The organism is Mucilaginibacter sp. P4_D1, assembly GCF_056401935.1.
Genome location: NZ_JBFUIJ010000046.1, coordinates 38,937 through 51,197 on the forward strand (window position 1 = coordinate 38,937; position 12,261 = coordinate 51,197).

Annotated in this window: 11 protein-coding genes; 5 read left to right on the forward strand and 6 right to left on the reverse strand. The window is 43.3% G+C overall.

The genetic code is table 11. The features are described from left to right. Positions 1–207 precede the first annotated feature (207 nt). The 3 genes from AC1DV1_RS26210 to AC1DV1_RS26220 all read left to right on the forward strand — a co-directional run bounded on the left by AC1DV1_RS26210 (position 208) and on the right by AC1DV1_RS26220 (position 2,437). Positions 208–486 (forward strand): LapA family protein, encoded by a 279-nt coding sequence (locus AC1DV1_RS26210; RefSeq protein WP_477365902.1) that lies wholly within the window; start codon positions 208–210, stop codon positions 484–486. Between the two features lie 4 nt (positions 487–490). Next, positions 491–1,378 (forward strand): NAD(P)-dependent oxidoreductase, encoded by an 888-nt coding sequence (locus AC1DV1_RS26215; RefSeq protein WP_477365905.1) that lies wholly within the window; start codon positions 491–493, stop codon positions 1,376–1,378. 174 nt (positions 1,379–1,552) lie between these two features. Then, the gene (locus AC1DV1_RS26220; RefSeq protein ID WP_477365908.1) at positions 1,553–2,437 is read left to right on the forward strand and encodes a polysaccharide deacetylase family protein; all 885 of its coding nucleotides are present in this window, start codon (positions 1,553–1,555) and stop codon (positions 2,435–2,437) included. Positions 2,438–2,704: 267 nt separating this feature from the next. On the opposite strand, the gene AC1DV1_RS26225 is transcribed toward AC1DV1_RS26220, so the two are convergent. From AC1DV1_RS26225 to AC1DV1_RS26240, 4 genes are all read right to left on the reverse strand, one after another. Further along, the gene (locus tag AC1DV1_RS26225) at positions 2,705–4,591 is read right to left on the reverse strand and encodes a S9 family peptidase (RefSeq protein WP_477365911.1); all 1,887 of its coding nucleotides are present in this window, start codon (positions 4,589–4,591) and stop codon (positions 2,705–2,707) included. Between the two features lie 361 nt (positions 4,592–4,952). Beyond that, on the reverse strand, positions 4,953–5,450 hold the full coding sequence (locus AC1DV1_RS26230) for an FKBP-type peptidyl-prolyl cis-trans isomerase (protein ID WP_477365914.1): 498 nt from the start codon (positions 5,448–5,450) through the stop codon (positions 4,953–4,955). A gap of 25 nt (positions 5,451–5,475) precedes the next feature. Next, the gene (locus AC1DV1_RS26235) at positions 5,476–7,485 is read right to left on the reverse strand and encodes a thioredoxin domain-containing protein (RefSeq protein WP_477365917.1); all 2,010 of its coding nucleotides are present in this window, start codon (positions 7,483–7,485) and stop codon (positions 5,476–5,478) included. A 66-nt stretch (positions 7,486–7,551) separates the two neighbouring features. After that, entirely contained in the window at positions 7,552–8,535 is a 984-nt protein-coding gene (locus AC1DV1_RS26240; RefSeq protein WP_477365920.1) for a DUF6438 domain-containing protein, read from the reverse strand. 195 nt (positions 8,536–8,730) lie between these two features. Between AC1DV1_RS26240 and AC1DV1_RS26245 the strand changes: the two genes are divergently transcribed. Then, the gene (locus tag AC1DV1_RS26245) at positions 8,731–10,692 is read left to right on the forward strand and encodes a M1 family metallopeptidase (RefSeq protein ID WP_477365923.1); all 1,962 of its coding nucleotides are present in this window, start codon (positions 8,731–8,733) and stop codon (positions 10,690–10,692) included. A 210-nt stretch (positions 10,693–10,902) separates the two neighbouring features. Further along, complete coding sequence (locus AC1DV1_RS26250; RefSeq protein WP_477365926.1) at positions 10,903–11,313, forward strand: response regulator; 411 nt, start codon at positions 10,903–10,905, stop codon at positions 11,311–11,313. 11 nt (positions 11,314–11,324) lie between these two features. Here AC1DV1_RS26250 and AC1DV1_RS26255 read toward each other — a convergent pair whose 3' ends face one another. Both AC1DV1_RS26255 and AC1DV1_RS26260 read right to left on the reverse strand, forming a co-directional pair. Beyond that, positions 11,325–11,753, reverse strand: a complete 429-nt coding sequence (locus AC1DV1_RS26255) for a DUF4348 domain-containing protein (protein ID WP_477365929.1) — start codon at positions 11,751–11,753, stop codon at positions 11,325–11,327. Positions 11,754–11,768: 15 nt separating this feature from the next. Continuing rightward, positions 11,769–12,261 (reverse strand): T6SS immunity protein Tdi1 domain-containing protein (locus AC1DV1_RS26260; RefSeq protein WP_477365932.1); only part of this gene is annotated, 493 nt, incomplete at its 5' end.

A 12,261-nucleotide genomic window follows, 5' to 3' on the forward strand; every position in this document is an offset into this window, starting at 1 on the left:
AAAATTTTCAGGGTAAAAAAGACAGGTATAGACAAAAAAATCAGATCGGAGATAATCACAAATTTGGAACATCAAACCACCGGCCGTCTCATGTCTCAAATCTCACATCTAATATCTCAAATCTCTCTCCTATTTAAAACACCCTTTTATTTCAACATTAAAAACTGCATCTTGTATTAACTGTTAACTTTAACAAATCAAAACATCATGAGCATAAAAACCATCACCATAGTTATCATCACTATTTTGCTTACGGCCGCGCTTGCCCAAAATACCGACAATGTAACTTTCGCATTCTTGTTCATGAGTTTCAGGGTCTCCAAACTGGCCATCATGATCACCATGACCCTTGTAGGGTTTGTCCTGGGCTTTATGGTTGGCCGCCCCAAAAAAGCCAAATATGACATTGAAGGTTATCATGACAACATCCACCAAAAAGACGATAAAAATACACTAAGTGACGAAGACAGGGAATACATTAACTAAAACTATGAAAAATAAAATCGGATTTATCGGCCTTGGCAACATGGGCATCCACATGGCCAAAAACCTCATCGACGCCGGCTACCATCTACAAGTCCATAACCGCACCCTCAGCAAAGCCGACGAGCTTGACCAGGCCGGCATCACCAAATGCCAAACACCAGCCGAAGCCGCCGCCGGTGTACCTATCGTGATCACGATGTTATCAGAAGATGATGTGTTGCGAGAATCGGTTACAGGCCCCGACGGAATTTTAAAAACGCTACAGCCAAATGCTGTGCACATATCCATGAGCACCATATCGCCCGAAACGGCCGTTGAGCTGGCAAAAGCCCATGAGCAGTTGGGCAGCTATTACCTGGCTTCACCCGTTTTCGGAAGGCCTGAGGCAGCAGCAGCAAAAAAACTTTTCATCTGCGTTTCCGGCCCTCAGCAGGTAAAAGATGTTGCCAAACCAGTGCTCGACTGCCTGGGCCAGGCCATACATGATTTTGGCGAAGAAGTTGGCGGCGCCAACGTGGTGAAGATAGCCGGCAACTTCATGATCATGGCATCAATGGAGATGATGGCCGAAGCTTATACGCTTGCCGAGAAGAACGGCCTTGACCGTGCGCAGGTGGCCAACTTTTTTGGATCAACGCTATTCAACGCCCCCATTTACCAAAACTATGGAAGGCTAATTGCAAACAAGCAATATGAACCCGTAGGATTCAAAGCCAAATTAGGCTATAAAGACGCCCGCCTTGCCTTTAAACTATCGCAGGCGAGCTACACACCCATGCCACTTGTAAACGCCGTGCACAGCCGCTTATTAAGCGCCGTAGCAAAAGGACTCGGCGACAGGGACTGGGTAGAGGGTTTTGGCCGAGGTGTAAGCGAAGATGCAGGACTTTAGAATTTCGGAATTGGGATTTCGATTTCGGATTTATTTCGATTATAAATTTGAATTGAGATTTTGACTTAGAGTTTAGGCCTTAGAAATTTCCGTCTTGATTCTTAAGTCTAAGAAAATCTCAATAAAATCCTAATTTCGCCGTTGTTGAATTAATTAAAAAATTATCTTCTATTTATGATAAAGAAAACTTTTGTATGGATGGCAGTTTGTGCATTGGGCGCAACCATGTCATGCCAGGGAAAACCAACCGATAAATCGGCCAGTACGTCCGCCACAAGCCCTACGCCTACCGCAGCAGCCTCAGTAGATAACAAAGCTGTGATGGCCCGTAAGCAGGTGCCCATTGTTTGCTATCACCAGATACGCGATTGGAAGCCTACCGATTCAAAAGGCGCCAAAGATTACATTGTTCAGGTTGCGGCGTTTAAGGAGCATATAAAAATGCTGGCCGATAGTGGTTACCACACCATCCTGCCCGATCAGTTATACGCCTACCTGACAACCGGCGCTGCCCTGCCAAAAAAACCCATCATGCTTACGTTTGATGATACCGACCTTGACCAATTTACCATTGCCAACCCTACGCTTAAAAAGTACGGTTTTAAGGCAGTTTATTTTGTGATGACAGTATCATTAGGCCGCCCGCATTATATGACGGCAGACATGGTTAAAAAGCTATCAGACGAGGGCAACGTAATTGCCAGCCATACCTGGGACCACCACCGGGTTGATAAGTACTCGCATAACTCAGAAATTAAGATAAAAGGCAAAAACGGCAAAATAACCATCAGGCCTGTTGATGACTGGGTTACACAGATTGACAAGCCTACCAAGAAATTGGAAGAAATAACCGGCAAAAAAATCGACTACTTTGCCTACCCTTTCGGTGTATGGAAAAAACCGGTATTGCCCGAGATTCAAAAGAAGGGTTTCAAAATAGCATTCCAGCTTGCCGACAAACGCGACCCCGATTATCCGCTGATGACCGTACGCCGTATTTTAGATAGTGGCTACTGGACAACAAAGACTTTTAGCAACAGCGTAAGAAATAGTTTCTAAGCCCCCTAACCCCTTGAAGGGGGAATGTAAAACGGCCTGTCTTTTTTTAAGAGAGGCCGTTTTTGTTTATGATCGTCTCAACTTCAACGCATTTGGCTATTTTCTTTAATACGATAAGGCATTGAAAGCCATTTTACAGTTGGTCATTGCGTGGAACGAAGCAATCTCGTAGCCAACGCATAACCGACATGCAAATTCGACATGTATTGGCTAAAAGATTGCCACGCCACCGCTCGCAATGATATCAATGTTGTAAACTTATTAGTCCTACTTTTTCCCAGCCAAATATTTATCTAAAAACGCCAGCGTTTTGTTGGCTGTAGTTATCTGGTCTTCTTTTTTGGTAAAGCCATGGCCTTCGTTAGGATAGGTGATGTATTCTACCGGCACGCCATTCTTTTTTACACCATCCACAATTTCCTTGCTTTCAATAGGCAGCACCCGAACATCATTCATCCCCTGGAAAACAATTAGCGGCTTGTTGATGGTTTGGTAATGGAACAAAGGCGAAATCTTTTTCAGGTGTACACTATCCGCCGTGTACGGGTCGCCCAGTTCCTCGTAAAGGGCCTTGCGCTGCGCCTCCCAGTACGGTGGGATACTTTTGAGTGTCCGCATCCAGTTCGCTACCCCAAACAGGTCTACACCCACTTTAAATTCGTTAGGATGAAAGGCAAGGGCACCCAGTACCATGCAGCCGCCGTAACTACCACCCAGTATGCCTATTTTGGCGGTATCGATATAAGCTTGTTGCTGTAACCATTTTTTACCCCAGATGCAGTCCTTTAAATCGCCGTTGCTGTGGTCTTTGTTATCCAGTTTGTAAAAAGTTTTACCATAACCGCTGCTACCCCGGTTGTTAACAGCCAGCACCGCGTAGCCATGGTTAACTAAAAATTGTATTTGGTTACTAAAGCTGGTTGTGGTTTGGCCGCCCGGCCCGCCGTGTATCCAAAGGATAGCGGGTACCGGTTTATCTTTGCCGGCATTTTTAGGTTTGTAATAAATCGCGGGAATCTCCAGCCCGTCAAAAGATTTAAAATGGACAACTTCTGCACTTACCAAATCATCACTGGTTACCGCCGGGTTTAGTGTGCGGGTTATCGGTTTTAATTCCTTCGTGTCAAAATTGTAAACGTACAGGTTATTCGGGCTTGTGCTGCTACCTACCGTAAGCATTATGTTTTTCTCGCTTGGCGAAAACACTGCCGACTTAGCCTCGCCATCTTTAATTTCCGGAAAATCCATTTGCTTACCGGTACTATTATCAAACAGCAAAACTTTGGTTTTGCCATCGGCATTTACGTACACGGTGTAATATTTTTCCAGGTCGCTTAGTTCCATGCCAACAACGTCCCAGTTGGTGCTGTAAACTTTGGCGGTTGCCCCGGTTGCCAGATTATATTTTACCAGGTAACTAAACTCGCTTCCGTCGTTGGTAATATAGTAAAGACTCGAATCGCCTTTGGTGAAAGCCGCCGGGTACCAGGTTGCATCTTTATCGTTACTTAATTTTTTGGTCGCTTTTGTCGTCCTGTCATAAAGGTACAACTCATTTTTATCGGTAGTAATAGATTTGGTTAAGGTAATATACCGTTCGGATTTTGAAACAGGGCCGGGCGAATAGCCTTCGTTGTTTTGATATAGCAGCTCATCTTTCCAGTTTTCTACATCAAGTTTATAAACGTCAAAAAACTTAGGGTCGCGCTTGTTACTTACAACGTAAAGGTACTTTTTATCGGCACTCCAGCCGTTTGTACTATTGGTGGTATTTGCCCATGGTGTAAGATCCTTCACCGGCGAGCCATCTGCTTTTTGCAGGTAGATGTGACTATTTTCGTTACCACCCTGATCGGCGCTGTATAAAAAATCGTTGGTGCCCGGCACGTAGCCTATAGAAAAATAGGAATCTTTGGTTGAATGGGTGAGCTGTTTTGATGAGGTATCGGCCAAATTAATGGCATAGATATTAAATATCCCGGTGCTGTTATCTTCAATCAGCACCTTGGTTTCGTCGGCATTAAAGCCCGCCCCGCCAATTGATTTATTATTATACAATTGCTCAATGGTGTATGATTTTACAACCGTAGGCTTGTCTGTGTTTTTGCACGCGCTGAACATTACAGCCACGGCCAGTAAGGATAAATATTTCATTTTAGGTTTAATTTTCAGCAAGTTATGGCAAATAATCTGCAAAAACAAAAGAGCCTCACCCTGCTATTTCAAAGAAAGACGGCTTTTAGTTTGCAACCTGATTTTATTAATCCGGGCGTTGCCTGCGGCCGCGCTTTACGCTTATACTGCACAGGCATTAAGCGCGGGGCCGGTATCCGCTGCAATCGCTAACGTGAATTGTCTGAACCAGAATTTCCAGAATTAAAGGATTAACAGAATAAAAAAACAGTTGCGTTACACAACATTCATAACTACAGGCCACAAAAAAAGCCCGCTATTCACATAACGGACTAAAATATTAAAAAGTCTCCCCCTTCAGGGGGAGATTTAGAGGGGGCTATTAATGAGCGTGGTGACCATCCGGACCATGCGCGTGGCCGTGCGATAATTCTTCTTCGGTAGCCGGGCGTACGTTCAGGATGCTGCCTTTAAAGTGTAGTTCCTGACCAGCCATAGGATGGTTAAGATCAACAATTACCGAATCTTCGGCTATTGATACTACCTGAGCCTGGAAACGGTTGCCATTATTATCCTGTAATGGTAAAATACTGCCAATTTCAGGAAGTTCTGCACCCTGGAACATTTCCTTCGGCAGGTTGGCTACAGCTTCTTCATCGTATTCGCCATAAGCATCGCCTGCAGCCAGGCGAAATTCATAAGTATCCCCTGTTGAAAGGCTGCTTAAGTTTTCTTCAAATTTGGGCAGCATCTGGCCGGCACCAAACAAAAAGGTTAAAGGTTGTTCTTGTGTGGCACTTTCTGTTAAAGTTTCGGTACCATCCTGGTCAACATACAAATCGTAAGTTAATGACACTACGTGCTGTGGTTCAATCTTCATTGTTACTGTTTTTATAAATAAGCAATCAGGCCTGCATTTGTTTTAGTGCGTCGGCCGTGTTATTAGCAGGTAATCCGCAGGTTTTATCTATACAAACAAATATTTGTGTTGATTTACCAAACTTATCCTGTAACAAAGGTAAACTTCCTTTTGTACCTCCCAATATAATTTTATTGGGTATGTAATTATTTTCAAGTTCCTTTCTTACAGTTTCGGCTTCGGGCCCCGTTACGGCAACTTCATAAATACCATACACTTCATCAAGCAATAACATAATCCAGTTTGAATAAGCTGTACCATACTTTGCAAGCTGCGGCATAATGTTGCGTAACAGCTGTGCCGAAACCGCTGCATAGCTTTCGTTATCAAAAAGCAGGCCCAATTTTTTAAGGTTGCGCGCCATTGCCGAATTACTGGCCGGCGTAACCCCATCCATAATTTCCGATTTCCGGGCTATCAGCTGTTCATCATCATCGGCAGTATAAAAGAAAATACCGTTACTTTCGTCGTAATAATGGGCCATAGCAGTATCTGTAAGGGCTTTTGCCTGCTGCAGCCAAGTTTCATTGAAGGTAACTTCATACAAAGCGATGAGGCCATCTATGATATTGGCATAATCATCCAAAAACGCAACAGGGATACTATCAATCACCGGGCTGCCGTACACACGTGAGAGCCTGCCATTTTGACCTACCAGGTTATGCAGAATAAAATCAGCGCTCCTCAAAGCCAGTTTCAGGTACCTCGGTTCATCAAAAGCCCGGTAGGCTTCGCACAGTCCTTTTAACATTAAGCCGTTCCATGATGCCAGTATCTTGTTATCCAAACCGGGCCTGATACGGTGGCCACGGGCTTCGAACACTTTTTTGCGGGATGCTTTTACTTGCGTGAGCAAATCATCCACCCCTAAGCCCAGTTTTTCCGCCAGTTGCCCGTCCGTTTCTTTTTTGAAGAGCACGTTGGAGTGTTCTTCTTCCCAGTTGCCATCTTCGGTAATATGGTAGTAAATGCAAAACAGGTCGGTATCGTCACCTAAAATCGCTTCAATCTCGGTTTTAGTAAAAATGTAAAATTTACCCTCTACCCCCTCGCTATCGGCATCAAGGGCCGAGTAAAAGCCCATATCCGGCGATGCCAATTCAGTTGTGGCAAAATGGATGATCTCATCAACCACTGTTTGATACAATTCATCGGGCTGCCAGGTGTAGGCTTCGGAGTACAAGGTTATGAGCTGGGCGTTATCATACAGCATTTTTTCAAAATGCGGCACATGCCAGCGGCCATCAACCGAGTAGCGGGCAAAGCCGCCACCTACATGATCGTAGATACCACCGAAGGCCATTTTATGCAACGTTAACTTTACCTGCCTGGCAATTTCATCATCGTTGGTTAAATGCGCGTACCGCATCAGCAATTGCCAGTTATTGGGCATCGGAAATTTTGGCGCATTGCCGGTCCCCCCCTCGTGCCTGTCAAAATATCGTTTCCAGTTATCGCCAATAACTTTCAGGTCGTCCTTTGTATAATCCGGCTGATCGGCTATAAATTGGATCGATTCATATTTTTGGATCCCGTCTGTCAGGCGAACAGCGTATTCCTCCGCTTCTTCCGGTTTTTGCTTATAAAAATCGGCCAGGTTAAACAGCAGCGATGTCCAGTCGTTTTTACGAAAATAGGTGCCGCCATAAATTGGCCGCTGATCGGGCAGGCAAATGCAGTTTAGCGGCCAGCCGCCACGACCGCTCATCAATTGCACGGCGCTCATGTAAATCTGGTCTACATCAGGCCGCTCTTCCCTATCTACCTTAATGCAAACAAAAAATTCGTTCATTACTGCAGCCACGGCTTCGTCCTCAAAGCTCTCGTGCTCCATTACGTGGCACCAATGGCAGGCCGAGTAGCCAATGCTCACCAATATCAGTTTATTCTCGGCTTTGGCCTTATCCAAAGCTTCTTTACCCCAGGGGTACCAGTTTACAGGATTATTAGCGTGCTGCAATAAATAGGGAGAAGTGGAATTTGCGAGTTTATTCATGGCAGATGGTATTGCGTTATCAATGCAAGGTGCGAATATAATTGTACCTGTAGTTTAAAGCGGGATTTAATGGGAAAGTTTTACAGGCGGGATGTTAAATTTGTAAGTATTAGTTGGCGTCCACCTCTCGGTATTCCTCAAATCAAAAAGCAGACTGTACAAGTTACTTAATCCAAAGGTGCCTATCATGCCATAATCGTTCACCGCTTTAACGCTCCCATCGCTAAATTCAATCTTTATATAAGCGGTTTGATCATCGCTCCAACTTACCTCGTAATCATCTTTTAGTTTCTTTATATCAATATAGTTAACCAATGAAAATAGTTGAGAAACTTTGTCACCTGATATAATTCCTTTAAAATTTCCAGCTTTAGGGTTATATTGGTCTGCGTTGTATACCGCATTTCCATCAGCGAAAACAGTAAGTTGAAATATCGGACATGTACCATAACAGCCCGTAGTTTTTATAAAAATAGATTTAATATTATAGTTTGCTGGTTCGGGACTAAATTCTATAAAGTCATCGTATAAATATATAAGTGTATCTATTTGCTCAACCTTTTTCGTAAAGTCAAACCTATTTCCATCAAACCTGATTTTTTGCGAATAAAAAAGAAGCATTTGTTTGTTGTCGATAACAATGGGCTTTGCCATCTGGCAATCGCCAGAGAACCCTTGCGACAAACGAAGYAGCTTTAGCGCGCCATGGCCATTATCAATTATGGCGTATACATAAGCCGATTCGCCATTTTTTACGGTTACCAGTAAATCGGTTAAGCTATCCATATTGAAATCAACCTTTTCCCAGGTTTTAATATCCCATTGCCGGGCTACATCACCACATTTCAGGGTAGGTATTAACTTATTGGTCGGTAAAATTTCTATATTTGGTTTTCCATGGCTTAAAAAATTAGTATCAAGTTTTACCAACAAATTTAAGACGTTGCTATCCGTTTTCAGATCGTCGATAGCGTTAGCCGCAACAATTTGCGCAGACAACAAAAAAAGTAAAATCAATGGCAGATATTTTATTGGCTTAGGTTGACGCATCAGGGTTACTAGTTATTAAATATTACTATAAAGGTATAAATAAACCTACCAGAAGTAGCTTTGATTAACTTGCTAAAAGAACAAAGCATGAATAAAATATGAATATCTCCACATTTATAGCCACTTTAAACCAGCCTGTTACCAACTTCACAATTTAATTCCCTTTATTTGCGGTTTTTATTATTGACTGACAAAATGCGCTATTTAAAACTGATCAACATTTTATGCGTTGGTGGCTTATTTGCTATGGCAAACACGGCATCGGCACAAACCGACTCCATTAAGTACAATCACCAGGAATCATTTGGCCCTATTACCTGGCCGGTAACCGGGCAGGGCACACGCTCAAACGCCGGCAAACCATCGCCAACTTATTGGCAAAACCGCGCCGACTACCAGATTAAAGCCGCCCTGAACGAAGGCAAAGACACCACCATCACCGGCGAAGTTACCATCACCTATACCAACAACAGCCCCGACCAACTGGATTACCTTTGGCTGCAACTTGACCAAAACTTATTTAAACCCGACTCGCGCGGCGCGGCCGTAACCCCCTACACCGGCGACCGCTTTGATGTGCGTGGCTTTAGTCGTGGCGGTTATCACATCGGTTCGGTTGAGGTTACCTACAAAGGCGAAACCTATAAAGTTGCCCCGATTATTACCGACGCCCGGATGCAACTGCGCCTGAATGCCCCGATGGACGGTAAAGGCGAAAAAATAAGCGTGAAGATCAAATATGATTTTGCCATCCCATTTTATGGTGCCGACCGTATGGGCCGCAAAAAATTTAAACAGGGTTACGTTTACGAAATTGCCCAATGGTACCCACGCATGTGCGTTTATGACGATGTAGAAGGCTGGAACACCCTGCCCTACATGGGCCTTGGCGAATTTTACTGCGAATACGGCGATTTTGACTACTACATAACCGCCCCTGCCAATATGGTGGTTGTAGGATCGGGCGACTTACAAAACCCCGAGGAGGTATTATCACCAGCGCAGCTTAGCCGCATGACGGAAGCTAAAAGCAGCGATAAAACAGTCATGCTGATTAAGCAGAGCGAAGTTGGCAAATCGTCAACCCGTCCGTTTAAGGGAAGCCTTACCTGGCACTATAAAATGCTAAACAGCCGCGATGTTGCCTTTGGCGCATCGGATGCTTTTATCTGGGATGCTGCGAGGGTTAATTTCCCATCGGGCCGTAAGGGTATCGCTATGTCGGCATACCCTATTGAGAGCGCCGGTATAGATAGCTGGGGCCGGTCAACCGAGTACCTGAAAAACAGCATGGAGATTTACTCTAAAGCTTATTTCGAGTATCCGTGGAACTCGGCTGTGAACGTATCTGGCGTTGCCCTGGGCATGGAGTACCCTGGTGCTATATTTTGCCTTGGCGGCCTTAAAAAAGGGCAGTTATGGGGAGATGTTACTCATGAAATTGGTCACAACTGGTTCCCGATGATTGTAGGCTCAAACGAGCGCAAATACATGTGGATGGATGAAGGCTTCAACACTTTTATTAATGAATATGCCTCGCAACAATTTAACAAAGGCGAGTATAACGATACCACCAAACAGGCGCAGCGCATTTTAGGCCAGTACCGCAACAGTAAAGACCCATTGATGACCGCGCCCGAAGCCATCGGCCTTAACGACTATGGCCAGTACTATGTTAAAACCGCTTTAGGTATGGATATTTTGCGCAACGTGGTTTTAGGCCCCGAGCGCTTCGACTATGCATTTCACGAATACATTAAAAATTGGGCATTTAAACACCCGTTGCCTTATGATTTATTTCGTGCGATGAACGATGCCAGCGGCGAAGACCTGAACTGGTTTTGGAAAGGCTGGTTTACCACTACCTGGAAAATCGACCAATCGATCACCGGCGTTAAATATGTAGACGATAACGCCGCAAATGGCGCCCTGATCACCATTACCAACAACGAAAAGATGGCAATGCCTGTCGACCTGAAAATTACCCAGGCCAATGGCAAGGTTGAAACCCTACACCTGCCCGTAAATGTGTGGCAGCGCGGCGGAGTATGGACGTTTAAATATCCATCAACATCAAAAATAAAATTGATGGTGATTGACCCTGAACACGAACTACCGGATGTTGATTTAAAAAACAACGTGTATTACGGGGAATAAGTTTAATTACTGAATTATTGATTTAGTGATTTATAAGAATTTTGAATGGCGATGGCTGGTTTAGCTTATCGCCATTTTTTATATGTATGGCAACAAATACACTGTGGCCGAAGAGAACTGACTTGTTTTAATTAAAAATGCAACAAAATCAATTCTATGTCGTATTAGATTATTTTATAACATTAATGTTGTTTAATAGTTTATCGGCCAATGGGTATTATTGATTCAGGTGTCAGCATTCTTGTCATTGATGACGAGGAATTGGATTGTGTCATCGTGAAAGCCTTGATAAAAAAATACTTAATGAATCCCCAAATTGACTCTTGCCAAAACGGCAAGAGCGCAATAGACCATCTTAGCAAAATCAATGACAGCAATCCCGAGCATCTTCCGGATTATATTTTTCTGGACCTGGCTATGCCGGTAATGAACGGATGGCAATTTTTGGTCGAATTTGACCGGTTGAAGATCGATTCGTTAAGAAAAAGCAAAATTTATATACTCACCTCTTCTGTAAGCATCGACGATTTAACCAGGTCGAAACAAAGCCCGCTTGTAACCGACTTTATAAATAAGCCCTTAACTTTTGAAAAAATAAAAAACATTTTTGCCGATTTCTGAATTTAAAACCTCTAAAAACCAACGGTTTCGTAATATACCAGGAACCATTTGCCATTTATTTTTTTGAATCGACTTTTTTGAATAACAGTTGGATCAATGGGCGTTGTTATTCTTTCGTTGGCTTCATCATCTGATTTTGTGGTTTCAATACGCGATAGGCTTTTATCCAACATTAAATTTAGTTCCCATTGCCCTTTTTGCAGGTAATCGGGTTTTACATTCTGTCCGTCATCTGTCTCTCGGTAAACTTTTGGTAGCGGAAACTTAATCCGGCTTAACTGAAAAGCGCTATCTGTATAAAACTTATTGCGAAAATCGTCAAAGGTTTCTCCAGAGTCCACAACCTTACCTGGCGCATTAACCGAAGACACTTTAACCTTGGATGAAAAATTGCAGGAGGACAAAACTGCAAGCGTTATAACGATAAATATAATTCTCACTATGACAGGTATAAATTAATCAACAGGCTTAATCTGCACTTTTGTCCCATCAGGTAAATCTTTAATTTGTTCGTGAATTATACCTGTTAATGTAAAATGAACACTGATATCAGTAGCAGCTATATTATCTACCGAATATTCGCCGCCAATGATAGGAAATTCTTTGAAGCTATAAACTTCATTTTTGCCCAAATACTTATTTGCAGTTAACAACTTGCCAACCAGCGACGGCAAAAACCAGTTATCTATATTGGCTTCATCCGCCAACATTTGCTCAAACCCGGCTTTGCTATCTGCTATTTTAGTCAACGATCCGTTATCGGTAGACAGCCAATATACGCGACCGTTATTCGCTAATAAAAACATATCGCCCATTTTGGAGATCAGCAATGTTTGTTTAAAATCGGATATCAACCAAAGCCAATTCTCTACCAATTTGCTTTGGTTAATATTTGAAATATTTATGGTAAGGTCGTCTAAAAGGAGATTCATAGGAAGGTTTCTGTTC

Bases quoted from the DNA above. Each gene is read 5' to 3' on its own strand.
- AC1DV1_RS26250 (WP_477365926.1), top strand. From the start codon at position 10,903: ATGGGTATTATTGATTCAGGTGTCAGCATTCTTGTCATTGATGACGAG.
- AC1DV1_RS26210 (WP_477365902.1), top strand. From the start codon at position 208: ATGAGCATAAAAACCATCACCATAGTTATCATCACTATTTTGCTTACG.
- AC1DV1_RS26220 (WP_477365908.1), top strand. From the start codon at position 1,553: ATGATAAAGAAAACTTTTGTATGGATGGCAGTTTGTGCATTGGGCGCA.
- AC1DV1_RS26230 (WP_477365914.1), bottom strand. From the start codon at position 5,450: ATGAAGATTGAACCACAGCACGTAGTGTCATTAACTTACGATTTGTAT.
- AC1DV1_RS26245 (WP_477365923.1), top strand. From the start codon at position 8,731: ATGCGCTATTTAAAACTGATCAACATTTTATGCGTTGGTGGCTTATTT.
- AC1DV1_RS26225 (WP_477365911.1), bottom strand. From the start codon at position 4,591: ATGAAATATTTATCCTTACTGGCCGTGGCTGTAATGTTCAGCGCGTGC.
- AC1DV1_RS26235 (WP_477365917.1), bottom strand. From the start codon at position 7,485: ATGAATAAACTCGCAAATTCCACTTCTCCCTATTTATTGCAGCACGCT.
- AC1DV1_RS26215 (WP_477365905.1), top strand. From the start codon at position 491: ATGAAAAATAAAATCGGATTTATCGGCCTTGGCAACATGGGCATCCAC.